Genomic DNA, 25,105 nt, shown 5'->3' with positions numbered 1-25,105 from the left:
TTATCAGTGTTACTGATTATTTAGCGTGGTCAATGCCCAGCGACTCGGCGAGCTGCTTCGCCAGCTGATTGTTGTCATCCGCGCCATACTCCCAGAACATCGCGCCGCCCAGGCCTTTCTCCTTGATGTACTCGGCTTTGATCTTCACCGAGCGCGGGTTCTCGTAAGAAATCGCGAACAGCGGTTTACCTTCAGCAGACTTCAGCGTCAGGTAAGGCACCTTCGCGTCCTCATCCCACTCCTCGGTAAAGCGCTTCTGCGGATCGTTCAGCATTTTCTTCACAAGGTCGTTGTATTTGACGTAGGTGTCTTTGGTCAGATCTACGCCCAGCGCGGTTTTAAACAGCGCCAGCTCACGTTCGCCGAAGTACGGCTGCGTCACGGGGTTTTTCTGTGCGTCAGGTTTTGACCAGTCGATGCCTGGCTCAACGGCGCGTTTAGGCACGCGGCCATAGAAGCCGATACCGAGGTTCATCTGCTGCGGCTTCAGCCCGGCGGCGAGATAGTTATTCACCACGAAGTCAGCGCTGTACTTGTCGGCTTCGGCTACGGTAGGCCATTTTTTCGAATCGTACAGGTTGGCGTTGAAGTACTGAGTGCCGTATGCCATGTCGTAGGTCATCAGATTGATGTAGTTCAGCACCGGCGCGATGGCCTTCACGTCAACCCAGCTTTTCGGGCTTTCGGCGTTGGCCCCGACGGCGATGGTCACCAGTTTTTTATCGCCGACGGCTGTACGCAGCTCTTTCAGCAGGGCGGTGAAGTTGTCGCGGTCAGCGTCCAGCTTATCTACCAGCCCCCATGCGCCGTTCACCGGGAACTCCCAGTCGAGATCGATCCCGTCCAGGCCATATTTATCCATCACTTCCTGCACGGAGCGGATAAACACCGCGCGATTCTCTGGCGTTGCCGCTGCGGCAGAGAAACCACGCGCACCCCAGCCGCCCACGGACAGCAAAATTTTCAGCTGCGGGTTCTGTTTGCGCAGCGTCGGGAGGGTTTCGAGGTCAGAGATGACTTTCGGAGAAAGGTAGATCTGGTGAAGTTTTGACGAGTCCTTCAGGGCTTCGTTGGTTTCGGCTTTTTCGTCGTTATAAATCAGGCCAAAGGAGTAGTTGAGGTGGGTTATCTGGCGAACATCAAGCTTATTGATATCCCCACCGGGCCCGGCTGTGACGTCGCCGCCGCCGTTGAAGTAACCCACGGAAAGCAAAGATTCAGCCTGCACAACGCCGCTGCAGGCTAGCGTCACCGCGGCCACCAGCGGTAACATTTTACGTGTGAATGACATAATGATTCCTCTTTGACGGGCACAACATAAAAGCTCCCCGGCCACGCATAACTGACGAAAACGGCGGAAAGCGAAATCAGCTAAAGTGCTGAATAAATTCATTGAATGTGATTATGAGAGCGCTCCCAGGCGAGGGCGAGCAAAAAAAGCGTAGATTGTGAGCGGAATCGATACAAAAGTGCGGGGCGGGTGGCCGCCCCTACAATTATTGGCAGGTAAAATCTACTGGCAGGTAAAGTCGGCGAGGGTCACCGGCGTGGCGCCGGCGACGGCCATATCCTGAAACGCCAGCAGGCTGTTCTGCGGCTGCAGGTTTACGCCGCGACAGCCGTCGGTGATAACGGTCACCTCATAGCCCAGCTGAAGGGCATCCAGCACGGTAAACTTCACGCAGTAATCCGTGGCCAGCCCCAGCACAACAAGGTGATGAATGCCGTGTTCGTGCAGCCAGCCATCAAGGTCGGTCTTTTGCCGGTGCTCGTTGTCAAAAAACGCGCTGTAGCTGTCGATAGCCGGATTCTGGCCTTTGTAGACGATTTTATCGATGCCTGAGGCATTCAGCAGCGGATGAAGTTTTGCGCCTTCGCTGTCCTGCACGCAGTGATCGGGCCACAAGGTTTGCGCCAACCCGTCGAGAGTCCCTTGTGAAAAAGGTTCTGCGCCCTGCACGCTGGCGAAGCTGCCGTGCCCGGCCGGGTGCCAGTCCTGGCTCGCTATCACGCTCTCACCACGCGCTTTAAACAGCCCGATAAGCTCATTCGCCACGTCAACCGTGCTGTCGCCCTCCGGGACGGCAAGCGTGCCACCGGCACAAAAATCGTTCTGCAAATCAATCAACAGCAAAGCACGTTGCGCCATTGGCGTTTCCTTATTCGTCGGGAGTGAGTTCACCACGCAGGTTATGCGACATCGCATCACGAATCGCCTGGGCGTCCAGGCCCTGGCTCAGCAGATAGTGAAGCTTGGTTAGCGTGGCTTCCACCGTCATATCGAACCCGCTGATAACGCCGGCCTGTGCCAGCGCGTTGCCCGTGGCGTAACCACCCATGTTCACTTTGCCGGACATGCACTGCGTGAGGTTAACCACCACGATGCCGCGCGCGCTCGCTTCCTGCAACTCTTTAATGAACGCGCCCTGCTGTGGGGCATTGCCCACGCCGTAGGATCGCAGGATCAGGGCTTTTACCGGCTGGCGCAGGAAGTTGCCTACCACATCGGCAGAAATTCCAGGATAGATAGTCACCACGCCAATCGGCTGCGGTGTGATCGGGTGGACAATCAGCTCGCCTTCACCGTGCGGGGCGGGTGGCGTGTTCAGCTTGCGGATGTGGATCCCGGCTTCCAGCAGCGGCGCAAGGTTAGGGGAAGCAAAGGCGTCAAAGCCGTCTGCATGGGCCTTGGTGGTGCGGTTCCCACGGTACAGACGGTTGTTGAAGAACAGCGTGACTTCGTTGATCGGGTAATTGGCCGCCACGTACAGCGAATTGAGCAGATTTATTTGCCCGTCAGAGCGTAGCTCCGCCAGCGGGATCTGAGAGCCGGTGACGATAACCGGTTTGCTGAGGTTCTCCAGCATGAAGGAGAGGGCCGAGGCGGTAAACGCCATGGTATCCGTGCCGTGCAGGATCACAAAGCCGTCGTATTCGTCGTAATGGGCCTTAATGTCGTCGGCAATGTGCTGCCAGTCTTCGGGCGTCATGTCCGAAGAGTCCATCAGCGGCTCGTACTCGTGGATCGTGAAGTCCGGCATTTCCGGGCGATGGAACTCGGGCATCAGTGCCAGCTGGCGCTGCAGGTGGCCGGAAACGGGAATATAGCCGTGCTCGGAACGCTGCATCCCGATGGTACCGCCGGTGTAGGCAACGTAGATGGATTTCTTTGGCATAGTTTTGCTCAACGCTTACTGTATTTGCGGCAGAGTATAGAGAGGATGACGGAAAAAAAAAGCCCGGTTTAATGGGGTCAGTCCATTAACCGGGCTTTGCTTCATTGGAGTAAATTAACGCACGTCGCCGCAGGTCAGGCAGAAGGCGTAACGGTTTTGCGGATCGTTCATGGTGCCGAACTTATCATTCTGAGCTTTGACCGCCAGCGCGGCGTCGGCCAGCGGGGCTGGCAGATAAGCCTGAATAGCCTGCGGCAGCGCAGCGCGGACGGAACCGGTCATGGCGTTAAAGACCATGTCGGTAAAGGTCGCGTCATCCTGCCAGAACGCCAGGTGCCAGCTCTTCAGCTTCGCCAGCTCGGCGGCTTTGGCGACGGCATCGTCAAAGTCACCCAGGCTGTCTACCAGGCCGTTAGCCTTCGCATCTTCGCCGGTCCAGACGTGGCCCTGGGCAATCTGGTCGATTTGCTCAGGCGTTTTGTTACGGGAAGCAGCCACCAGGCCGATAAAGCGCTTGTAGCCGTTGTCGATGCTGAGCTGCATCATCTGCTGAACTTCCGGCGGCAGCTTTTTGGTCACGGCCACGTCAGCCAGCGGCGACGTTGACACGCCGTCGGTATGTACGCCAATCGCATCAAGCGTATTTTCTACGGTGTTAATGACGCCGAAAATACCAATCGAGCCGGTCAGGGTGCTTGGGTTGGCGATGATGTAGTTCGCCGGGGTGGAAATCCAGTAGCCGCCGGATGCCGCCATGCCGCCCATCGACACCACGATAGGTTTCCCGGCCTCACGTGCGGCAACCAGCTCTTCACGAATCGTTTCCGAAGCGGTCACGCTGCCGCCAGGGCTGTTCACGCGCAAGACGATAGCTTTCACCTTCGGATCCAGACGCGCTTCACGAATCTGCATCGCCGTAGTGTCGCCGCCGACCTGGCCCGGGGTTTCTTCGCCGTCCATGATGGCGCCGTTGGCGAAGATAACCGCGATGGCGTCACCTTGTTCAGCCGGTTTTTTCACGCTGTAGTCGTAGATACTGGTGTAGCTGAAATCTTTGTTCGCCTTGCTCCAGCCGAACTGTTTCACCAGCGCCTTATCTACCACCGCGCTGCTTGCCAGCTCGTCGACCAGCTTGTTGTCCAGGGCATATTTCGCGGTATCGCCACCCAGTTTTTGCAGGTTATCCAACAGCGCCTGAGCGCCAGGGAACGCCTGCTGAGCGGTTATCTGGCGGTTGGCCGCGATGGTATTCAGGTAGTTTTGCCACAGCTCGCCAATCCAGCGGCCGTCCGCATCGCGCGCGGCAGGGGACATATCGTCGCGGATATACGGCTCGACGGCAGACTTATAGGTGCCGACGCGGAAGACGTGAGTAGAAACCTTCAGCTTATCCAGCAGGGTTTTGTAATACAGGGCGTTGGTGGCGAAACCGTGCAGGTCAACCATGCCCTGCGGCGAGAGCCAAATCTTGTTGGCAAAGCTCGCCAGATAGTACTGGCTCTGGTTGTAGCTGTCGCCCATGGCATAAACCGGCTTGCCGCCGTCGCGGAACTCGCGCAGCGCTTTGCCGATGTACTGCATGGACGGCTGATCGCCCCCGGCGAAATCTTTCAGGTCCAGCACGATGCCGGTGATATTGCGGTCGTCCTTCGCCTGACGAATAGCGTCGACGATATCAAACAGCGAGTTTTCCTGCAGGCGATCGGAGCTGGCGCCCACCAGCTGACGGCCAATCACGCCCAGCTTATTGCTGACCGACGGTTTGTCGACCACCACGCCGGTGATGTCCAACAGCAGCGCACCGCGCACAGGCTCTGCTGGCGTGCTTTTTACCTGCATCCAGATACCAACCCCGACCAGGATCAGCAGGATCAGGAACAAGTTGAGAATGAATTCCCGAATAAAGTTAAGCAGACGCCAGGTCCACTTAAAAAAGCCGCTAATAAATCGCCCAATGGTGCGCATGTTTTCTCCATAACCTTCAATAGGGGTATTACCCGCACGCCGCAATGAGCTGGCTAAAGCGGCGAAAGTAAAGGCTATCCTAAAGAGAGGGCGAGGAAATGTCAGCAGGAAATCGGGGCGACGCTGTAACAAAAACTACGGCTGTGTTAATTTTGTGAATGAAAATCATTTAACGGGCTGGGGCAACCTCCGCGCTTCGCCAGCTATTTCCTGTAAGTAAGGGGCTTTAAAATGGATGCACTTGAACTTTTGATTAACCGCCGCAGCGCGTCCCGCCTGGCCGAACCCGCCCCGGCAGGTGAAGTGCTGGAGAATATCCTGCGCGCCGGTATGCGCGCCCCGGACCACGGTACGCTCCAGCCGTGGCGCTTCATCGTTATCGAAGGCGAAGGCCGTGAGCGCTTTGCCCAACTGCTGGAAAAAGCGGCACTTGCCGCCGGCATGGATGAAAAGAGCGTTGAGAAGGCTCGTACTTCACCGTTCCGCGCCCCGCAAATCATCGCCGTCGTCGCGCATTGCGATGCTAATCATAAAGTGCCGGTGTGGGAGCAGGTGGTTTCCGCAGGCTGTGCGGTAATGGCGATGCAGATGGCGGCGGTTGCCCAGGGTTTTAACGGCATCTGGCGCAGCGGCGCATGGACCGAAAACGACATGGTTCGTGAAGGGCTGGGCGGCCGTGAGCAGGATAAAGTGGTGGGCTTCCTTTATCTCGGTACCCCGCAGCTTAAAGCTTCCACGACCATTAGCACCCCGGACACGTCAGCGTTCGTGTCTCGCTTCTGATTGAGCGCTATCCTGCCGGGCATCTACCCGGCAGGGATTTCACTTCTTATTTCTTCTGCTGTTTCGCAAACTCATCTTTCGCTTTCTGTAGCTGCTGCTGGAAAGCCGCGTTGGTATGCAGCGTGGCCACTACGGCGGAGCCCACGACGCGCGCGGCGTCAATATCGCTCTGCCAGTGGTAGCCGCAAATCACCCGGCTTTGGCCCAGCTCGAACCCACGCTTCAGGATGTCGTTCTGACGCTGCGGGTTGATCTCAGCCAGCACCAGCGCGGTTGCCCAGCCAATTGAAGTATGCCCGGAAGGATAAGAGCCGTTTTTCGACAGCTTGTCCTGCTCTTTGGTATTGCAGGTCGGCACGCCGTAGAAGGCAAACGGGCGAATTCGCATGTACTTTTCTTTCGCGCCGCGAGTGGCGAGGTCACCTGCATCCTCAATCATGTTGGTCAGCAGCTTATGCAGCTCGGGCGAATCTTTTTCGGTAATCGGCGACCCAAACGCGCCGGAGAAGGCGTTAGCCACGCCGCCGCCGCTCAAGTTGGCATCTTCCTCGGCTAACTTGCCGCGTTCGGTCGAGCGCAGCAGGCGGCCTTTCTCATACATCGCCTGGTCATTTAAGAACGCAATGCTGCCGATTTCCGGCGGAGGTGGCAGCAGCGCCAGGCTGTCGATGGCCTGAGCGTTGGTCAGGTAATAGAGATCGGGTTTAGTGGTGGAATCATTTCCTGGCGGGGCGAGGGCAAAGGCCGCAGAGGAGAACAGGCCGGCAATACAGAAAGCCATTACGCGTTTTTTCATTGTTATTCCTTACAGGCGTGGGTTGTCCAGATAGTTGCCTGATGGTTGTAACATTTCTGTCATATTCGAGTAAAAGAGCGCATCGGCAAAATGCCGCCTGGCTTCACAAAACTTCCGCTTTGCCTGCATAGTGAGCAACGACACGCGATTTAGGACAGTCAGACTTACTACCGGGGCGTTTGAGCGCTACCATATACTCGTCATAGTTCAGGCTGCAGCTTGAATTATTTAGAGTAGAAATGCCTAACGACAGGAGATGTCCATGAAGCAAACCGTTCGTTTGACCCAGTACAGCCACGGCGCAGGATGCGGCTGCAAAATTTCCCCGAAGGTTTTAGAAACCATCTTGCACAGCGAGCAGGCGAAGTTTGTCGATCCGAATCTGCTGGTGGGGAACGAAACGCGCGATGACGCGGCGGTTTACGACCTGGGCAACGGCACCGGTATCATCAGCACCACCGACTTCTTCATGCCGATTGTGGACGATCCTTTCGACTTTGGCCGCATCGCGGCGACTAACGCCATCAGCGACATCTACGCGATGGGCGGCAAACCGATCATGGCGATCGCTATTCTCGGCTGGCCGATTAATACGCTGGCGCCGGAAATCGCCCGTGAAGTGATTGAGGGCGGGCGTTACGTCTGCCAGCAGGCGGGTATTTCGCTGGCCGGAGGCCACTCGATTGACGCCCCTGAACCTATTTTTGGCCTTGCCGTGACCGGCGTGGTGCCTACTGAGCGAGTGAAGAAAAACAGCTCCGCCGAAGCTGGCTGTAAGCTGTTCCTCACCAAACCACTCGGCATTGGCGTGCTGACCACCGCCGAGAAAAAATCATTGCTGAAGCCTGAGCACAAAGGCCTGGCGGCAGAAACCATGTGCCAGTTGAACAAAGTCGGCGCGGAATTTGCCGATATTACCGGCGTGACGGCGATGACCGACGTGACCGGTTTTGGCCTGCTTGGCCACCTGAGCGAAATGTGTGAAGGCGCGGGCGTTCAGGCGGAAGTGTGGTACGAATGCGTGCCGAAACTGCCGGGCGTTGAAAGCTACATTGAGCAGGGCTGCGTGCCGGGCGGCACCTCGCGCAACTTTGCAAGCTACGGCCAGCTTGTGGGCGAGATGCCGGAGGCATGGCGCAATCTGCTGTGCGATCCGCAAACTTCCGGCGGCCTGCTGCTGGCGGTGCGCGCTGACGCAGAAGCCGAAGTCTTCGCGGCTGCCGAGCGGAACGGGATTCAGCTCAGCCCAATCGGGGAACTCAGAGACGCTCGCGCGGGTCGCCCAATGATTGAGATTCGTTAAGTCGATGCGGCTGTTTATTGCGGAAAAACCAAGCCTCGCACGAGCGATTGCCGACGTGCTGCCTAAACCTCATCGCAGAGGCGACGGGTTCATTGAATGCGGCAACGGCCAGGTGGTGACCTGGTGTATAGGCCACCTGCTCGAGCAGGCGCAGCCGGACGCCTACGACGGGCGTTACGCCCGTTGGAACCTGGCGGACTTGCCCATTGTGCCGGAAAAATGGCAGCTACAGCCGCGCCCTTCGGTGACAAAACAGCTTAACGCCATTAAAAAGCTGCTGACTCAGGCAACCGAAGTAGTTCACGCCGGTGACCCGGATCGTGAAGGGCAACTGCTGGTGGATGAGGTGCTGGACTATCTCCAACTGGCACCTGAAAAACGCCAGCAGGTGCAGCGCTGCCTGATAAACGATCTCAACCCGCAGGCGGTGGAGCGGGCGATTTCCCGCCTCCGTGCCAACAGTGAATTTATTCCGCTTTGCGTTTCAGCCCTGGCCCGCGCCCGCGCCGACTGGCTTTACGGGATTAACATGACCCGCGCCTACACCATTCTCGGGCGCAATGCGGGCTACCAGGGCGTGCTCTCCGTTGGCCGCGTACAGACGCCGGTACTGGGCCTGGTGGTACGCCGCGATGAAGAGATCGAGAACTTCGTCGCCAAAGATTATTTTGAAGTGAAAGCTCATATCGTGACGCCTGCCGACGAGCGATTTGTCGCCGTATGGCAACCCAGCGAATCCTGCGAGCCGCATCAGGACGAAGAAGGACGCCTGCTGAACCGCAAGCTGGCAGAGCACGTGGTGGCGCGTATCAACGGCCACCCTGCGCTGGTGACCGCCTATAACGATAAACGGGAATCGGAAATCGCACCGCTGCCGTTTTCGCTGTCGAGCCTGCAAATTGAAGCGGCAAAACGCTTTGGGCTGAGCGCCCAGAACGTGCTGGATATCTGCCAGAAGCTGTACGAAACCCACAAGCTGATTACCTACCCGCGTTCCGACTGCCGCTACCTGCCCGAAGAGCATTTTGCCGGGCGCCATGCGGTTTTGAACGCTATCAGCGTGCATCAGCCGGATTTACTGCCGCAGCCCGCGGTAGATGCCGACCTGCGTAATCGCTGCTGGGATGACAAAAAAGTCGACGCGCACCACGCCATAATTCCTACCGCCCGCAGCTCTTCTATTTCATTAAGTGAAAATGAGGCTAAAGTTTATGGCCTGATCGCCCGTCAATACTTAATGCAGTTCTGCGCCGATGCGGTGTTCCGCAAATGCACCATCGATCTGGATATCGCCGGAGGCAAATTTATTGCCAAAGCGCGTTTCCTTGCGGAAGCAGGCTGGCGCACGCTGCTGGGTAACAAAGAGCGTGATGAAGAGAACGACGGCACCCCGCTGCCGGTGGTGGCGAAGGGTGACGAACTGCTGTGTGAGCACGGTGAAGTCGTGGAACGACAAACTCAGCCGCCGCGCCATTTTACGGACGCGACTTTGCTGTCGGCGATGACCGGGATTGCGCGCTTTGTGCAGGATAAAGATCTGAAAAAGATCCTGCGCGCGACGGACGGATTAGGCACCGAAGCAACGCGAGCCGGGATCATCGAACTGTTATTTAAACGCGCCTTCCTGGTCAAGAAAGGGCGCTATATTCATTCTACGGACGCCGGGCGGGCGCTGATCCACTCGCTGCCGGAACTGGCCGCAAGGCCGGATATGACCGCGCACTGGGAGTCGACGCTGACGCAAATCAGCGAAAAGCAGTGCCGCTATCAGGACTTTATGCAGCCGCTGGTGCAAACGCTTTATGACCTGATTCATCAGGCGCGAACCACGCCGGTGCGCCACGCCTTTAAGGGCATCAAAGCCCAGGATGACGGAAAAAAAGCGAAACGTTGGGCCAAAAAAGAGGGAAGTGATGATGCCAGTAAAAAGCCTGCTCGCCGCCGCCGCCGCGATGCTAATGATGAGTCTGCCGGCGATGGCGGTTCAGCACCGTCAGCCTGACGTTGACGTGGTGGTGCCGCCGGAAGTGTTTACCAACAGCAATCAGCCGCAGACGCCGCCCTGCAACCAGTGCTGTATTTATGAGAATAAAAACTACTCGGAAGGGGCGGTAGTGAAAAGCGAAGGTATTCTGCTGCAGTGCCAGCGCGATGAAAAAGTCTTAGGGACTAATCCGCTGGTCTGGCGTCGCGTGAAGCCATAAACGCTTCAAGCAGCGGGATATCCGCCGGGGCGAGGGCATAGCCAAACGCTTCCGGCGGCTCGCACCACGCCAGCTCGCTGTGACAATGGGCGGTTAACTCGCCTTGAAATGTTGCGACGTGCCAGGCGTGCAAATTAATCATCCTGGCGGAAACCTCGCGCCGATGGCTGGCAACGTAGCCGCCGATTTGCGCCGTAATCCCCAGTTCTTCCCGTAACTCTCGCGCCAGCGCTTCCGGCTGCGTTTCTCCCGCTTCCACTTTCCCACCGGGAAACTCCCACAGGCCGGGCTGATCGCCTTCTTCCGGGCGGCGGGCCAGCAAAATTTTTCCTTCACGCTCGATAATAGCCGCGACAACATCAAGGTTTTTTAGCATCGGTGTCCATTCTCTGTGGGGCAGGCGTGGCATAATAACCGCCATCACAGCCGATCAGAAGAGTGACTGAACAATGGAAACGAAACGCGCGCCCTGGATTGCGCCTTTGAAAACTTTGCCCAAAAGCCTGCGTCCGATTGTGGCGATGCAGGAAAAGCATTTTGGCGCTGTGCTGAACCCGACCCGCTGGTGGGGCAGGCTGCCCTATTTATTCTGGCTGGTGGCGCTATTTGTCGGTTTTCTGGAAAGACGTCGGGCAAAAATCGACCCGGTAACCCGCTCGCTGGTGATGACCAGGGTGTCGCAGCAGTGCAGCTGTGAATTTTGTATCGACGCGAACAGCCTGCGCCTGGCTGAACGCAGCGGGTCGATGGCGAAAGTTCTGGCGGTAGCCAACTGGCGCAGCGAACCGGGTTTCAGTGAGAAAGAGCAGGCCGCGCTGGCCTACGCCGAAGCGATGACCGCCACGCCGCCGCGGGTATCTGACGAACTCAAACAGACGCTTAAGCAGCATTTCGACGACCAGGCGATGACCGAGCTTACCGCCCTGATTGCTTTTCAAAATCTTTCTGCCCGCTTTAACGCCGCGCTGGATATCCCCTCCCAGGGGCTGTGCCCGACGAACGGGAAAAAATAAATGTTCGACAGCTATCTTCACCCGCGTATCAAACCCGCTCTTAACTGCCTCGCCGCCGCGCTGGACAAACCTGCCATCACGCCGGATCGCCTGACGCTGGCGGGCTTTGCCCTGGGCGTGCTGGCGCTGCCTTTTTTGGCGCTGCAGTGGTATAGCCTGGCGCTGGTCGCGATTGTGCTTAACCGCCTGCTTGATGGCCTGGACGGCGCGCTGGCAAGGCGAAGAGGGTTAACCGATGCGGGCGGTTTTCTCGATATCGCGCTGGATTTTCTGTTTTACGCCCTCGTGCCGTTTGGTTTTATTCTCGCTGACCCCGCGCAAAATGCGCTCGCCGGCGCGTGGCTGCTGTTTTCGTTTATCGGCACCGGCAGCAGTTTTCTGGCGTTCGCTGCCCTGGCGCAGAAGCACGACATCGCCAACCCGGGCTATGCCCATAAGTCGTTTTACTATCTGGGCGGGCTGACCGAAGGTACCGAGACTATTCTGCTGTTTGTGTTGGGCTGCCTGTTCCCCGGCTGGTTTGCCTGGCTGGCGTGGATCTTCGGCGGGCTGTGCTGGCTGACGACGCTGAACCGCATCTGGGGCGGGTATAAGACGTTAAAACGGCTGGGGAAATCCGCAGATTAAGCCCCCTCACCCTAACCCTCTCCACTTTGGGGAGAGGGGCAGGGTGAGGGGCGTAATCCTCAATCCGGGATCAGTTTGGCTTGCGCTCGCCGCTCACCACAGGGTTCTTCGGATCGGCGCTCCATTCATACCAGCCGCCGTCGTACAGGCCGACGTTCTTCCAGCCCATGGCCCGCGCATACATCAGCGTTTCTGAGGCGCGCCAGCCTGTGCCGCAGTAAAAGGCAACCTGCTGATCGGGAGTGATATTCCAGCTTTTCCACATGGCGGCGATATCGTCCCCGGTGCGCATGGTGCCGTCCGGGTTGTGGAAGTCTTCCATATGCGTGGAGTCAGATCCCGCGTGGCCCCAGCGAGCGCCCGCAATTTCGCCTTTGGGCTTGATGTAGCTGTAGCCGCTGGTGGTGCCGATAAACTCTGGCCAGGAACGAATGCTGACCAGAGAGGCATCTTTGCGGTGCAGCAGCGCGCGCGCCTGTTCCATGTCCAGCATCAGCTGCGGCTGGCCGGGAATTGTTGCGCCAAAATCGTCAGCCGGAGCAGGCTGTGGCGGCAGGCCACGCTCCACGGGCAGCTCAGACGCGCTCCAGGTTGCCCAGCCGCCGTCCAGCAGGCGTACATCTTTCACTCCGGCATACAGCATAATCGCCGCCACACGTGCCGCAGCATAGACGTCACGACCATACAAAATGACCGTAGTATCGTGCCGGATGCCGTGCTTCGCCAGCATGGCTTTCAGCTTGTCGTCGGACACTTTATTCCACAGCGGCTCGCTTTCAACTTCTTCGGTGTTGATGTAGCCCGCGCCGGGAATGTGGCTGAGAAGATATTTCTTCGGCGCGCCCCAGCCGGCTTCGATGACCTTCCAGTCGCCGGCAGGCGCGGCGGTAACCGGCTTTTTATTCTGTAAATCGTGGATCCACTGCGGGTAAACCAGCTGCTCAAAATGCGCCAGTTTCTGTAGACGGGAAGGATCCTGCAGCCCGTCTTTCAGCATTGAAACCTGAGTAAAGCCCAGCTTTTCTAAACGAGTCTTAACGGCCTGAGCGTCGTCGCCGTAGAGCGCAATCAGCCCGGTTTTATTTAATTGATGTTGTTTAGCCCACTCGCCAAGCTGCTCGTCGCTCATCAGCGTCAGCCACGAGGCAGAAAGGTTCAGCGCGGCGGGTTCATGGCCGCCGACGGTGTTCACGGCCTGCGGCCAGCCGTTGTAAAACGCGCTCGGACGGGTGTCGATCACCACGCCATTTTCGGCTTTTACGCTAGAAAGGTTCATTTCAGCAGGCATCGCGGCGGCAAAGGTGGCATGGGACAGCCCGGCAAGCAGCAGGGCGGTGGTTAACGGAGAAACACGTTTCATCTAATAACCTGAAAGATAGCAAAAGAGCCGCCAGTTTAGTCACCGTAGGTTCTGGCTTCTTTGCGATATCTCATGTTCGGTGGGCTAAAGCCAAATAACCTGGCTGCCAGCGGGAATATCCTGTTCATCGTGGGTTACCATGACCACCGGCAGCCCGAGCTGGTGGGTTTTTTGCCAGACAAATTCCCGGAAATTTTGGCGTAGCGGCAGATCCAGCCTGGAAAATGGCTCATCCAGCAGTAAGGCTTCAGGCTCGGCAACCAGGGCGCGGAGCACGCTGATTCGCGCGCGCTCGCCGCCGGAAAGCGTCGCAGGATCTCTGCGTTCATAGTTTGCCAGCCCTGCATTTTTCAGCACCTCTGCGACAAGCCGCTGCCGCTGCGAGCGCCCCTTGATGTTGGCCGGGGCCGCCATCAGCAGGTTTTGCCCCACGTCGAGATGCGGGAACAGCAGGGCGTCCTGAAACAGCATGCCGATGCGGCGCTGTTCAACGGGCAGCGATTCCAGACGGCGCTGGTTAAGCTCCAGCGTTCCGCCTGCGGTGAACGCTGCCGGCAAATCACCGATCGTCCAGTTCAAAAATGTTGATTTTCCCGCGCCAGATGGCCCCATCAGCGTCACTACGCCTCCGGGCGGAACGTCGAAGCTGATATTTTCCAGCAGCGGCTTGCCGTCGCGCAGTATTGAACAGTTCCTCACGCTGAGCATTAACATAATCCTTTTCTGTAGGCACCGGCCAGGCGGCTAAGCCAGGTCGTGATGATAAACATCCCCATCGGCAGCAGCGTTTGCAGCAGCGCCTGGAGGGCAAACTGTGGCGGATCCCCGCCGCTGCTGAGCGCTACGGCTTCCGTGGTCACGGTCGTAAAGCGGCCCGCTCCGGCATAAAGCGTAGGTAAATATTGCGCAATGCTCACCGAAAAACCAACCGCCATCGCCGCCAGCAGCGGGCGCACAAGCAGTGGGACTTTGGTGAGGCAGAGAATTTTTCCAGACGACCAGCCGAAAGTTTGCGCCATGAGCACCAGGCGCGGATCGATTTGCTGCCAGGCGGGCTTCAGGATCAGCAGCGTGTAGGGCACGACCCATAAAAGATGGCTCCAGATAAGCACGAGCCATGTCCCTTCCAGCTCCAGCCTGAGCAGCAGCTGATACTGCCCGGCGGCCAGCGGCAGCGCGGGAAGCAAAAGCGGAAGAAAAAGCCAGCCATCGTAGCGGCGAGGGCAGCCCTGCAGCCAAAGCAGCACAATGGGCAGCGCGAGAAAGGCGCTGATAAGCCCCGCAATAAGGCCTGTCCAAAGCGGCGCAAGTTCTGCCTGCCGCCAGCCGCTAAGGGTAAAGTTCTCCGGAAGCAGGGCGGGATAGAACCAGCCTTCAGCGAAGGACCAGATGGCGAGCATCAGGATAGCCGCGAGAGCAAGCAGTGAGAGCGCGCGGCTTATCCCTTCGCCCATAAAGATAATGCTCAGTTGATGACGTTTGCCTGAAAATTTTATGCTGCGCGGCTCGATCAGTTTCCACGTTACACGCCCGCCAATAACAATGCCTCCGAGCATCAGCAACAAGACGCCGGACGCGGCAAGCCCCATGTGCTGGCGGGAGATATCGCTGTCGGTTAGCCACTGCCAGGCCAGCACGGCAAACGTTGGTGGGTTACCGGGGCCCAGTATCAGCGCGGCGTCCACCACGGACAGGCTGTAGGCAACTATCGCCACCAGCGCCCAGCCCAGGCGAGGCAGAAGCTGCGGCACGAGCACAAACAGGCGAGATTGAAGCTCGCCGTAGCCGAGCGTTCTGGCGAGCGTTAGCTGTTGGCTCAGCCGTTCGCCTGGCAGCTGCGCGGCCGAGAACCACAGCAAGAACCAGGCTTCCTTCAACGCCAGCATAATCCCGAGGGCTACGCCGTAGCTATCCGGCGGCAGCGAGAGGTTAAGCAGGCGAGCCAGCCAGCCGCTGTCTGAAAATAGAAAGAAAAAGCCGCTGGCAAAGGCGACGTGCGGCAGAGCCAGCAGCAGCGGCAGACGCCGAAGATAGCGCTGCCAGCGCTCGCCGGGAAACAGGCCGCAGATAATTATCAACGTCAGCAGCAATGCGCCGCCGGCGCTGATAAGGGTTGATACCAGCGTGGCAAGTAAGGCTTCGGGCCACTGCGAGTCCTGCCAGAGGGCAAGCCAGGTTTCTCCGCTCAATAAGGGCGGAATCATCAGGGCGAGCCCCGGCAGCACGGGGATAAACACCAGGCCTGCCGCCAGCCATCCGGCAAGCGCAAAGCTGCGGCTCATCGGGATCCGTAGCGTTGCAGCCAGGCTTGTTCAATGGCGGTGACCCAGGCGGCGTGCGGTTCGGCAAGGAAGGGTACCGGGCGCTGACTTTTGGGCATCAGTTCCTGCAGCTGTACTTTTTGACGCTGGGGCAGCGCATCGCCGTTCAGCACGCTTGCATCTCCCCATACCGCCGGGTCAGCTTTGCGAATTTGCGCTGCCGGGGATATCAGGAAGTTGGCTACCACCTGCGCACCGGCTTTGGCGCTGCTGTTCGCCGGGATAGCCACAAAATGCACGTTACCCAGCATACCTTCCCGGAAGCCAAAGGAGACTGCCGACGCAGGAAGCTGGCGGCGGGCAATCAGATTGTCCACGTGCGCCGGATTGAACGTCATGGAAACTAACAGCTCGCCGTCGGCCAGCATGCGATCCATTCTCGCTGGCGTCGGCGGGAAGGCTTTTCCTTTCTGCCAAAGGTAAGGCTGCAGCTGGTCGAGATAGCGCCAGAGCGGGGCGGTAACCTGTTCAAAGCTCGCCGGGTTAGGCGCGATTTTCAACGCCTCCGGCCGTTCGGTCAGCACAATCAGCAACTGCTCCAGAAACGCCGTGCCGGTAAAATCCGGCGGGCGCGGGTAGCTGAGCTTGCCGGGATTAGCCCTGGCGAACTCCAGTAGCTGCTGTGCATTCTGCGGGAACTCGGGCGTGCGTTGCTTATCGCCGATAAACATCAGCTGCGCGCTCCCCCAGGGCGCTTCCGCGCCGTTAACCGGCACCGAAAAATCCTCGCGCACCGGTTTATTAAGGTCGACATACCGCCAGTTTGGCAGGCTTTCGGCCCAACTTTCGCTGAGTAAACCCACCTGCTTGAGCACGCTAAAGTTTTCGCCGTTGACCCAAAGCAGGTCTACGGAGCCGCCATTTTTTCTGCCCGCCGCCGCTTCGTTTTGAATACGCCTGACCGCATCGGCTGCGTCCGCCAGCTTCACAAGCTTGAGCGTCACGCCGTAGTGGTTTTTTACCTCCTGGCTGACCCAGGCAAGGTATGCGTTGACGGCTGGATCGCCGCCCCAGGCGTTGAAGTAAACCGTCTGGCCGTTCGCCTGCTGGCGAATCTCCTGCCAGCTTTGGGCTTGTGAGACGGCGCTAAAGCCGACCAGTGACAGGGCAAACATCAGCGCCCGCATACCAGGAATAAAGCGTTGCAAGAGAGTGTCCTTAAAACGTTATTTAGCGGTGAGCCTGACCAGCCAGCGCGAGGCCAGCGGCAGCAGCCCCAGCAGGGCAAACATCAGCATCATGCCGGGCGAGAGAATATCGCTCAGGCTTTGCAGCTGGCTCAACTGCCTGCCGGTGTTGATGTACACCACGATGGCGGGCAGCATGCCCAACAGGCTAATTACGGCATAGCGAACCACGCCCATCGGCGTCAGCCCCATTAATAAATTCACCAGCACGAACGGGAAGACCGGCGCGAGCCGCAGGGCAAAAAGGTAATGACCGCCGTCTCGCTGTACGCCCTGGTTCACCTTCTCCATCATGCGCGAGAAGCGGCGCTGCACCCAGTCCCGAAGCAGATAACGGCTGATGAGCATGGCCACAGTGGCGCCTCCGGTGGCAGCGACAGCAACCAGCAGCGTGCCCTGCACAAGACCAAACATCGCGCCGCCCAACAGCGTCAGCAATGTGGCACCCGGAATGGAAAAAGCCGCAGTAAGAAAATAGCAGAAGAAAAAAGCGCCTGCCGCCAACATGGGATGCTGTGCGTGCCAGTGAACAAGCTGTGCCTGAGAATGCTGAAGCGCCTGCAGGCTCAGGGTTCCCGGTGGCAGCAGGAAAAGAAAGAGCGCCACGGCTATCACCAGCAGGGCGAAGATTATCTTACGCACGCGTAATCCTTTTCTTTTGCTTGCCCATCGTCATGTCGATCCCACTTCCGTAAAGGCGTGGAGTATAGCGGAGGGGCAGTGACAGCGTGCTTGAGCCAGGTCATGAAGTGGATACAGGCTTATACATTTTGGCCCGAAGCTGGACACATGGCAGATACACGGCGGCGGTTAAATGGCGGCTCTTGCCACCCACGATTGAGGAATCACCATGACCGCCAGACTCGAAAAAGTGCTGTATACCGCCCATACCACCACCGTTGGTGCCCGCGGCGGGCACGGGCGTTCGGACGACGGCAGCCTGGACGTGCAGCTCAGCACGCCGGGCTCCGGGAAACCAGGCACCAACCCGGAGCAGCTTTTTGCCGTCGGCTATTCGGCCTGTTTTATGGGCGCGATAGGTCTGGCGGGGAAAAAACTGGCGATCCGTGTGCCGAAGGAGACCGCTGTCGAGGCCAGCGTCTCGCTGGGTAAAGTGGATAACGACAGCCACTTTGCTCTCGCCGTCACGCTCAACGTTAAGCTGCCGGGGATAAGCGAAGCCCAGCGCGAAACTTTACTGGCAGCGGCCCATGCAACCTGCCCCTATTCGCGGGCGATTACCGGCAATATCGAGGTGACGTTGCTTTCGCAAGGGTAATGACAAAACGCCTTCGCTCGCCGGGGGCGTTTAGTTTTTGAGCCGGGCTCTTTTTATCAGCCAGTGGGAAACCAGCGGCAGCAGGCCAATCAGCGCAAACAGCAGCAGCATGGCGGGAGAAATAATGTCCCGCAGGCTTTCTATCTGGCTAAGCTGGCGGCCGGTGCTGATGTACAGCACGATGGACGGCAGCAGGCCGAGTAGCGTTATCACCGCAAAACGAAGGGTGGAAATGGACGTCAGGCCCATTAGCAGGTTGATGATGGAGAAGGGCAATACGGGCACAAGGCGCAGGGCAAACAGGCACTGCGTAATATTGTTCTTAATGCTTTCGTTAATCTTCGCCATTCTCGCGGCAAAGCGCCGCTGCACCCAGTCGTGCAGCAGATAGCGGCTGAGCAGCATCGCCACAGTTGCGCCACTGGCGGCCGCGGTAGCGACCAGAACGGTGCCTTCAATCAGCCCAAACAGCGCGCCGCCCATCAGCGTCATGATGCGCGTGCCGGGAATAGAAAGGGCGGAAATCAGGAAATAGCCGATGAAAAAAGCCCCCATTACCTGCAGCGGGCGCTCGGCGTGCCAGAGCGAGAGCTGGGCATGGTATTTCTGCAGCGTCGCCAGGCTAAGGGTGCCCGGCGGCAGCAGGACTAACAGCGAGATGACCAGCGTGGCCAGCAGCAAAAACAGGATCTTACGCATTCTGTTTGCTCCTCGTCAGGGGGAAAAACCGCATCTCGCCGTCCTTTTCTGAAGATATGTCGACCTTCAGTATTTCTCTTAGCGCTTAAACTGCGCCCAAACAGGTGCGTGGTCGGACGGTTTTTCCATGCCGCGGATCTCATAGTCGATCCCTGTTGCCACGCAGTGCGGCGCCAGCCCCTGGCTTGCCAGCAGCAGATCTATACGCAGGCCGCGGTTATCGTCGAAGCCTTTTGAACGGTAGTCAAACCACGAGAATTTGTCCTGCGCTTCAGGGTTGGCGTGGCGCCAGGTGTCTACCAGGCCCCAGCCGAGCAGGCGAGCCATCCATTCGCGCTCTTCCGGCAGGAACGAGCATTTCCCGGTACGCAGCCAGCGCTTGCGGTTTTCTTCCCCAATGCCGATGTCCAGATCGGTCGGGCTGATGTTCATGTCACCCATGATCAGTACCGGGTTTTCCGGGCGCAGCTCACCCTGCAGGAAGTCCTGCAGATCCTGGTAAAACTTGGTTTTAGCCGGGAACTTGGTTTCATGATCGCGGCTTTCGCCCTGCGGGAAGTAGCCGTTGATCACCGTGAGGTTGCCGAACTCCGAAGGGATTTCCGCCATGATAATGCGGCGCTGGGCGTCTTCGTCGTCGCCAGGGAAGCCCTTACGTACCGTAATCGGCTTCTCTTTGGTCAGCAGCGCCACGCCGTAGTGGCCCTTCTGGCCGTGATAAAACACGTGATAGCCGAGTTTCGCCACATCTTCGAGCGGGAACATATCGTCATGCACTTTGGTTTCCTGCAGACCGATAACGTCCGGCTGATGCTGTTCTACGATGGCTTCCAGCTGGTGAGGACGGGCGCGCAGGCCGTTGATATTAAAAGAGACAAATTTCATAGTCGCTGCCAGGTTGTCAGGTTAATTGTTGCAGGATGGTAGCAGAAAACGGCGCAGGTTGCTGCGCCGAAGCTAATCGCTGCCATAGGCGCGCCTGACGGGCAGAAATAAAGCAACATTTGCACCAAAATTGATCTCAATGCGCAAAAAGGGGGCGAAAACGGCAGGCAAATCCCGAAGGCGATCACAATTCCAGCATTATATTTTACCACTGCATAATATTTCTTGTTTTCGTGTCGCGAATCAGGCGCTACGTTAAAACTATGCACTTATTATTCACTTTTAGTGAATGAGGGGTGTTTTTAAGTTATTGATTTTTCGTTTCCCTCACCGGTTTATGCATTTTTATCGCTGGCTGGCACGATGTCTGCAATCTACATTTACAGCGCAAACACTCAATTATTTAACATTTAATAAACTTTTTGTTTACCGTGAGGGGTCACTATGTCGCAGTCAATTACACGCCAACATTTCGACGAATGGATGATGCCGGTTTATGCCCCTGCGCCTTTTATTCCGGTTCGCGGCGAGGGTTCCACCCTGTGGGACCAGCAGGGAAAAGACTATATCGACTTTGCCGGCGGCATCGCGGTTAACGCTCTGGGGCACGCCCATCCTGAAATGCGCAAAGCGCTGGAAGAGCAGGCTGCAAAATTTTGGCATACCGGTAACGGCTACACCAACGAGCCGGTGCTGAAGCTGGCAAAGCAGCTGATTGACGCCACCTTTGCCGAGAAAGTGTTCTTCTGTAACTCGGGCGCAGAAGCAAACGAAGCCGCGCTGAAGCTGGCGCGTAAATACGCTCATGATAATTTTGGCACGCAGAAAAGCGGTATTGTAGCGTTCAAGAATGCGTTTCACGGCCGTACGCTGTTTACCGTCACGGCCGGTGGCCAGCCTGCCTATTCCCAGGATTTTGCGCCGCTGCCTCCGCAAATCAACCACGCGGTATTTAACGATTTGCCGTCCGCCCGTGAGCTGATCAACGATGAAACCTGCGCGGTCATTGTTGAGCCTATGCAAGGTGAAGGCGGCGTAGTGCCCGCCACGCCTGAATTCCTGCAGGGGCTGCGCGAGCTGTGTGACAAACACAACGCGGTGCTGATTTTTGATGAAGTGCAAACCGGCGTGGGCCGCACCGGCTCGCTGTATGCCTATATGCACTATGGCGTGACGCCGGACGTTCTTTCTACGGCCAAAGCGCTGGGCGGTGGCTTCCCTATCGGCGCGCTGCTGACCACCGATCGCTTTGCCAAAGTGATGGTTGTCGGCACCCACGGCACTACCTACGGCGGTAACCCGCTGGCCTCAGCGGTTGCCGGGCGAGTGCTGGAAATTATCAATACGCCAGAAGTCCTGAACGGCGTGAAGCAGCGCCATGACTGGTTCGTTGAGCGCCTGAACCACATCAACCAGAAACATCAGCTGTTCAGCGAAGTTCGTGGCTTAGGGCTGCTCATCGGCTGTGCGTTGCGCCCGGAACATGCAGGTAAAGCTAAACTTATTCTGCAGGCCGCCGCGCAGGAAGGTCTGATGATGCTGATTGCCGGGGCTAACGTGCTGCGTTTTGCGCCTGCGCTCATCGTCAGCGAGGCGGAAGTTCAGCTCGGTCTGGATCGCTTTGAACGCGCCTGTGAACGCTTCCTCGCTGGAGTCTCATCATGATGGTTATCCGCCCGGTTGAACGAGGCGATCTGTCGGGGCTGCTCGCGCTTGCCGGGAAAACCGGCGGCGGGCTGACCTCGCTGCCCGCCGATGAAAAAACGCTGGCCGACCGCATCGAACGCTCGCTGCAAACCTGGCAGGGCGGGCTGCCGAAAGGCGACCAGGGCTATGTATTTGTGCTGGAGGATTCCAGCTGCGGCCAGGTGGTGGGGATTTGCGCCATCGAAGTGGCGGTGGGGCTGAACGATCCCTGGTACAACTACCGGGTTGGCACGCTGGTTCACGCCTCCAAAGAGTTAAATATTTACAACGCGCTGCCGACGCTGTTTTTGAGCCACGACCATACCGGGAGCAGCGAGCTTTGTACGCTGTTCCTCGATCCGGCCTGGCGTAAAGAGGGGAACGGTTACCTGCTGTCGAAATCCCGCTTCCTGTTTATGGCGGCCTTCCGCGAGCGCTTTAACGACAAAGTGGTTGCCGAGATGCGCGGCGTGATCGACGAGCACGGGCATTCTCCGTTCTGGGAAAGCCTCGGCAATCGTTTCTTCTCGATGGAGTTTGCCCGCGCCGACTATTTGTGCGGCACAGGGCAGAAAGCTTTTATTGCCGAACTGATGCCAAAACATCCGATTTATACCGACTTCCTCTCCAAAGAGGCGCAGGCGGTTATCGGCCAGGTGCATCCGCAAACGGCGCCTGCGCGCACCGTGCTTGAAGCAGAAGGGTTCCGCTACCGGAACTATGTCGACATTTTCGACGGCGGCCCTACGCTGGAATGTGATATCGACCGCGTACGTGCTATCCGTAAAAGCCGCCTGCAGACCGTGGCTATCGGCCAGCCCGCTACCGACGAGCTGCCGATCTGCCTGGTCGCCAATGAAAATTACCACCAGTTCCGCGTCATGCTGATCAAAGCTGACCCGAAAGGCGAGAAACTGGTTCTTGATGCCGCCACCGCCGACGCGCTGAAGTGCGCCAGCGGAGACACCGTGCGCGTGGTGCGCCTGTGCCCCGAGGAGAAAAAAGTATGACTAACTGGATTAACGGACAATGGGTTCCAGGGCGCGGCGAAGCGCTGTTAAAGCATAACCCGGTGAACGGCTCGCTGCTGTGGGAAGGGCTGGTGGCGGATAAAGATCAGGTAGATGAGGCCTGCCGTGCCGCACGCGCGGCGTTTCCTGGCTGGGCGAAGCGCCCGTTTGCCGAACGCCAGGAGATTGTCGAGCGTTTTGCCGGGCTGCTGGAAGCGAATAAAGCCGCACTCACCGAGACCATCGCCCAGGAAACCGGGAAACCGCGCTGGGAGGCCGCGACCGAAGCGGCCGCGATGGTTAACAAGATTGCCATTTCAATCAAGTCTTACCATACCAGAACCGGCGAAACGCAGACCGCGATGCCGGACGGCGCGGCAACTTTACGCCATCGTCCTCACGGCGTGCTGGCGGTCTTCGGCCCGTACAATCTGCCCGGCCATTTACCTAACGGCCATATCGTGCCGGGGCTGCTGGCCGGGAACACCATCATTTTTAAGCCGAGCGAGCTCACGCCGCGCATCGGTGAACAGGTGATGAAACTGTGGGAAGAGGCCGGTATTCCTGCCGGCGTGCTTAACCTGGTACAGGGCGGGCGCGAAACCGGGCAGGCGCTGTCGCAGCAGTCAGATCTCGACGGCCTGTTGTTTACCGGCAGCGCGGGCACCGGTTACCACCTTCACCGCCAGTTCGCCGGGCAGCCGGAGAAGATCCTCGCCCTCGAAATGGGGGGCAACAACCCGCTGATCGTCGAAGATCCGCAGGATATCGACGGGGCCGTTCACGTGGCGATCCAGTCTGCGTTTATCACCGCCGGGCAGCGCTGTACCTGCGCCCGTCGCCTGCTGGTGAAGCAGGGCGAGCAGGGGGATGAATTTATTCGCCGCCTGGTTGAAGTTTCTGCTCGCCTGCAGCCGGGCGAATGGGATGCCATTCCACAGCCGTTCATCGGCGGGCTTATTTCCGTGCAGGCCGCCGAGCGTGTGCTGACCGCGTTTCAGGAGCACGTCGTGCGCGGCGGTAAGCCACTGCTGGAACCGAAAATGATTCGCCCTGGAACGTCATTACTGACGCCGGGGATCGTCGAGCTTAGCGGCGTGGCCGACGTGCCGGATGAAGAAGTGTTTGGCCCGCTGCTGGCTATCTACCGCTATAACAGCTTTGACGACGCTATCCGTATGGCCAACGACACGCGTTATGGCCTGGCAAGCGGGCTTATCTCGCCGTCCCGCGAGCAGTTTGACCAGCTGCTGCTGGAAGCGCGGGCCGGGATCGTGAACTGGAATAAGCCGTTAACCGGTGCCGCCAGTACCGCGCCTTTTGGCGGCGTGGGCGCTTCGGGCAACCACCGCGCGAGCGCCTGGTATGCGGCTGACTATTGCGCCTGGCCGATGGCCTCGCTGGAAAGCACGAGCTTTGCGCTGCCGCAAACGTTAAGTCCGGGCCTTGATTTTAGCCGCGAGGAGCAGCCATGAAGCGAGCTCGTGAAGCCAACTTCGACGGACTGGTGGGGCTGACCCACCATTACGCCGGCCTGTCGTTTGGCAATGAAGCGTCGACTAAGCACCAGTTTCGCGTGTCTAACCCGAAGCTGGCGGCGAAGCAGGGGCTGCTGAAAATGAAAGCGCTGGCGGATGCGGGTTATCCGCAGGGCGTCATTGCTCCGCAGAAGCGCCCTAATATCGGCGTTTTGCGGCAGATAGGCTTCAGCGGCAGCGATGAGCAGGTTGTTGAACGCGCGGCTCGCCAGGCTCCGCAGCTGCTGTCGGCCGCCAGCTCGGCTTCATCTATGTGGGTGGCGAACGCTGCTACGGTGGCGCCTTCGGCCGATACGCTGGACGGGAAAGTGCACCTCACCGTCGCCAACCTGAATAATAAATTTCATCGCGCCAGCGAAGCGCCGACGACGGAAAACGTGCTGCGGGCGATGTTCCGTGATACCGGGCGTTTTGCCGTACACGGCGCGCTACCGCAGGTGGCGTTATTTGGCGACGAGGGCGCGGCAAACCACAATCGCCTGGGCGGTGAATATGGTGACCCCGGCGTGCAGCTGTTTGTTTATGGCCGTGAAGATTCAAAAAGTGGTCAGGCGCCCGCTCGCTATCCTGCCCGGCAGACGCTGGAAGCCAGCCAGGCCGTGGCACGTTTGAATCAGGTACGGCCTGAACAGGTGATTTATGCTCAGCAGAACCCGGCGGTTATCGACCAGGGTGTATTCCACAACGATGTCATCGCGGTGTCTAACCGCGAGGTGCTGTTCTGCCATCAGCATGCGTTTGTTGACCAGCCGGGGCTTTATCAGCAATTGGGTAAACATGTCCCCGGTTTCAAGGCTATTGAAGTGCCGGACAACCTGGTTTCGGTTGCCGATGCCGTCTCAACCTATCTGTTTAACAGCCAGCTGCTGAGCCGCGCTGACGGCGGCATGACGCTGGTGCTGCCGGAAGAATCTCGTCAGCATCCCGGCGTCTGGCGTTACCTTAATCAGCTGCTGGAGGCGGATAACCCCATCAGCGAACTGCAGGTCTTTGACCTGCGGGAAAGCATGGCCAACGGCGGCGGCCCGGCGTGCCTGCGCCTGCGGGTGGTGCTGACGGACGAAGAGTTAAAGGCGGTTAACCCGGCGGTGATGATGAACGATACGCTGTTTATGACGTTAAATGGCTGGGTCGATCGCTGGTATCGCGACCGCCTGACGCAGGCGGATTTAGCCGACCCGCTGCTGCTGCGCGAGGGGCGAGAAGCGCTTGATGAACTGACGCGTATTCTGGATTTAGGCTCGGTGTACCCGTTCCAGCAATAGAGGAGAAA

The 25,105-nt window shown here is 58.3% G+C and carries 24 protein-coding genes; 11 read left to right on the top strand and 13 right to left on the bottom strand.

Annotated features, from left to right (window positions below; genetic code table 11):
- Positions 1-16: 16 nt before the first annotated feature.
- The 4 genes from JT31_RS03690 to sppA form a co-directional block, all read right to left on the bottom strand.
- Positions 17-1,291: a glycoside hydrolase family 18 protein gene (locus JT31_RS03690; RefSeq protein WP_038473440.1), complete on the bottom strand. Its 1,275-nt coding sequence runs from the start codon at positions 1,289-1,291 to the stop codon at positions 17-19.
- Between the two features lie 222 nt (positions 1,292-1,513).
- Positions 1,514-2,149 carry a bifunctional nicotinamidase/pyrazinamidase gene (pncA, locus tag JT31_RS03685; RefSeq protein WP_038473437.1) on the bottom strand — a complete coding sequence of 212 codons (636 nt, stop codon included), beginning with the start codon at positions 2,147-2,149 and terminating at the stop codon, positions 1,514-1,516.
- Between the two features lie 10 nt (positions 2,150-2,159).
- Positions 2,160-3,176, bottom strand: coding sequence for an asparaginase (ansA, locus tag JT31_RS03680; RefSeq protein ID WP_038473434.1), 1,017 nt, complete (start codon positions 3,174-3,176; stop codon positions 2,160-2,162).
- Between the two features lie 114 nt (positions 3,177-3,290).
- Positions 3,291-5,141, bottom strand: a complete 1,851-nt coding sequence (gene sppA / locus JT31_RS03675; protein ID WP_038473433.1) for a signal peptide peptidase SppA — start codon at positions 5,139-5,141, stop codon at positions 3,291-3,293.
- Positions 5,142-5,372: 231 nt separating this feature from the next.
- On the opposite strand from sppA, the gene JT31_RS03670 reads away from it, so the two are divergent.
- Positions 5,373-5,924, top strand: coding sequence for an NAD(P)H nitroreductase (locus tag JT31_RS03670; RefSeq protein WP_038473431.1), 552 nt, complete (start codon positions 5,373-5,375; stop codon positions 5,922-5,924).
- A 46-nt stretch (positions 5,925-5,970) separates the two neighbouring features.
- Here the strand turns inward: JT31_RS03670 and phoC are convergent, their stop codons facing one another.
- Entirely contained in the window at positions 5,971-6,720 is a 750-nt protein-coding gene (gene phoC, locus JT31_RS03665; protein ID WP_038473430.1) for an acid phosphatase PhoC, read from the bottom strand.
- A 262-nt stretch (positions 6,721-6,982) separates the two neighbouring features.
- Between phoC and selD the strand changes: the two genes are divergently transcribed.
- From selD to JT31_RS03650, 3 genes are read left to right on the top strand one after another with little or no spacing between them, the layout of a single operon-like run.
- Entirely contained in the window at positions 6,983-8,023 is a 1,041-nt protein-coding gene (gene selD / locus JT31_RS03660) for a selenide, water dikinase SelD (RefSeq protein WP_176982395.1), read from the top strand.
- A 4-nt stretch (positions 8,024-8,027) separates the two neighbouring features.
- Positions 8,028-10,025 carry a DNA topoisomerase III gene (locus tag JT31_RS03655; RefSeq protein WP_038473424.1) on the top strand — a complete coding sequence of 666 codons (1,998 nt, stop codon included), beginning with the start codon at positions 8,028-8,030 and terminating at the stop codon, positions 10,023-10,025.
- Positions 9,940-10,227 carry a YnjH family protein gene (locus tag JT31_RS03650; RefSeq protein ID WP_038473421.1) on the top strand — a complete coding sequence of 96 codons (288 nt, stop codon included), beginning with the start codon at positions 9,940-9,942 and terminating at the stop codon, positions 10,225-10,227. Before JT31_RS03655 ends, JT31_RS03650 begins: the two co-directional genes overlap by 86 nt.
- Here the strand turns inward: JT31_RS03650 and JT31_RS03645 are convergent.
- Positions 10,193-10,603 (bottom strand): pyrimidine (deoxy)nucleoside triphosphate diphosphatase, encoded by a 411-nt coding sequence (locus JT31_RS03645; protein WP_038473418.1) that lies wholly within the window; start codon positions 10,601-10,603, stop codon positions 10,193-10,195. The two genes, JT31_RS03650 and JT31_RS03645, sit on opposite strands and share 35 nt — an antisense overlap.
- 73 nt (positions 10,604-10,676) lie before the next feature.
- On the opposite strand from JT31_RS03645, the gene JT31_RS03640 reads away from it, so the two are divergent.
- Positions 10,677-11,240 carry a carboxymuconolactone decarboxylase family protein gene (locus JT31_RS03640; RefSeq protein WP_038473417.1) on the top strand — a complete coding sequence of 188 codons (564 nt, stop codon included), beginning with the start codon at positions 10,677-10,679 and terminating at the stop codon, positions 11,238-11,240.
- Positions 11,241-11,867 carry a CDP-alcohol phosphatidyltransferase family protein gene (locus JT31_RS03635; RefSeq protein ID WP_038473414.1) on the top strand — a complete coding sequence of 209 codons (627 nt, stop codon included), beginning with the start codon at positions 11,241-11,243 and terminating at the stop codon, positions 11,865-11,867.
- A 70-nt stretch (positions 11,868-11,937) separates the two neighbouring features.
- Here JT31_RS03635 and JT31_RS03630 read toward each other — a convergent pair whose 3' ends face one another.
- The 5 genes from JT31_RS03630 to JT31_RS03610 all read right to left on the bottom strand — a co-directional run bounded on the left by JT31_RS03630 (position 11,938) and on the right by JT31_RS03610 (position 17,377).
- Positions 11,938-13,227 (bottom strand): rhodanese-like domain-containing protein, encoded by a 1,290-nt coding sequence (locus JT31_RS03630; protein ID WP_038473413.1) that lies wholly within the window; start codon positions 13,225-13,227, stop codon positions 11,938-11,940.
- An 84-nt stretch (positions 13,228-13,311) separates the two neighbouring features.
- Entirely contained in the window at positions 13,312-13,935 is a 624-nt protein-coding gene (locus JT31_RS03625) for an ATP-binding cassette domain-containing protein (protein WP_038473410.1), read from the bottom strand.
- Complete coding sequence (locus JT31_RS03620; protein WP_038473407.1) at positions 13,935-15,509, bottom strand: ABC transporter permease; 1,575 nt, start codon at positions 15,507-15,509, stop codon at positions 13,935-13,937. Before JT31_RS03620 ends, JT31_RS03625 begins: the two co-directional genes overlap by 1 nt.
- A complete protein-coding gene (locus JT31_RS03615) occupies positions 15,506-16,675 on the bottom strand; it encodes an ABC transporter substrate-binding protein (RefSeq protein ID WP_038473404.1) in 1,170 nt (389 codons plus the stop codon). Before JT31_RS03615 ends, JT31_RS03620 begins: the two co-directional genes overlap by 4 nt.
- Positions 16,676-16,714: 39 nt before the next feature.
- Entirely contained in the window at positions 16,715-17,377 is a 663-nt protein-coding gene (locus JT31_RS03610; protein ID WP_038473402.1) for a TVP38/TMEM64 family protein, read from the bottom strand.
- Between the two features lie 208 nt (positions 17,378-17,585).
- Here JT31_RS03610 and JT31_RS03605 point away from each other — a divergent pair, with 208 nt between their 5' ends.
- Positions 17,586-18,014 carry an organic hydroperoxide resistance protein gene (locus JT31_RS03605; protein WP_038473400.1) on the top strand — a complete coding sequence of 143 codons (429 nt, stop codon included), beginning with the start codon at positions 17,586-17,588 and terminating at the stop codon, positions 18,012-18,014.
- Positions 18,015-18,044: 30 nt separating this feature from the next.
- Here the strand turns inward: JT31_RS03605 and JT31_RS03600 are convergent, their stop codons facing one another.
- Both JT31_RS03600 and xthA read right to left on the bottom strand, forming a co-directional pair.
- Positions 18,045-18,713: a TVP38/TMEM64 family protein gene (locus JT31_RS03600; protein WP_038473398.1), complete on the bottom strand. Its 669-nt coding sequence runs from the start codon at positions 18,711-18,713 to the stop codon at positions 18,045-18,047.
- 78 nt (positions 18,714-18,791) lie between these two features.
- The gene (xthA, locus tag JT31_RS03595) at positions 18,792-19,598 is read right to left on the bottom strand and encodes an exodeoxyribonuclease III (RefSeq protein ID WP_038473396.1); all 807 of its coding nucleotides are present in this window, start codon (positions 19,596-19,598) and stop codon (positions 18,792-18,794) included.
- A gap of 444 nt (positions 19,599-20,042) precedes the next feature.
- Here xthA and JT31_RS03590 point away from each other — a divergent pair, with 444 nt between their 5' ends.
- Genes JT31_RS03590 through astB form a run of 4 tightly spaced genes read left to right on the top strand, consistent with a single transcriptional unit; the run spans position 20,043 to position 25,097 of the window.
- A complete protein-coding gene (locus JT31_RS03590; RefSeq protein WP_038473394.1) occupies positions 20,043-21,263 on the top strand; it encodes an aspartate aminotransferase family protein in 1,221 nt (406 codons plus the stop codon).
- Entirely contained in the window at positions 21,260-22,294 is a 1,035-nt protein-coding gene (astA, locus tag JT31_RS03585) for an arginine N-succinyltransferase (RefSeq protein WP_038473391.1), read from the top strand. The genes JT31_RS03590 and astA overlap by 4 nt, the downstream gene beginning before the upstream one ends.
- Positions 22,291-23,769 (top strand): succinylglutamate-semialdehyde dehydrogenase, encoded by a 1,479-nt coding sequence (astD, locus tag JT31_RS03580; RefSeq protein WP_038473389.1) that lies wholly within the window; start codon positions 22,291-22,293, stop codon positions 23,767-23,769. Before astA ends, astD begins: the two co-directional genes overlap by 4 nt.
- Positions 23,766-25,097: an N-succinylarginine dihydrolase gene (gene astB, locus JT31_RS03575; protein ID WP_038473386.1), complete on the top strand. Its 1,332-nt coding sequence runs from the start codon at positions 23,766-23,768 to the stop codon at positions 25,095-25,097. Before astD ends, astB begins: the two co-directional genes overlap by 4 nt.
- Positions 25,098-25,105 lie beyond the last annotated feature (8 nt).

The sequence above is a fragment of the Cedecea neteri genome (assembly GCF_000757825.1).
Lineage (GTDB): Bacteria > Pseudomonadota > Gammaproteobacteria > Enterobacterales > Enterobacteriaceae > Cedecea > Cedecea selenatireducens.
This window is presented reverse-complemented; position numbering and strand designations above follow the sequence as displayed.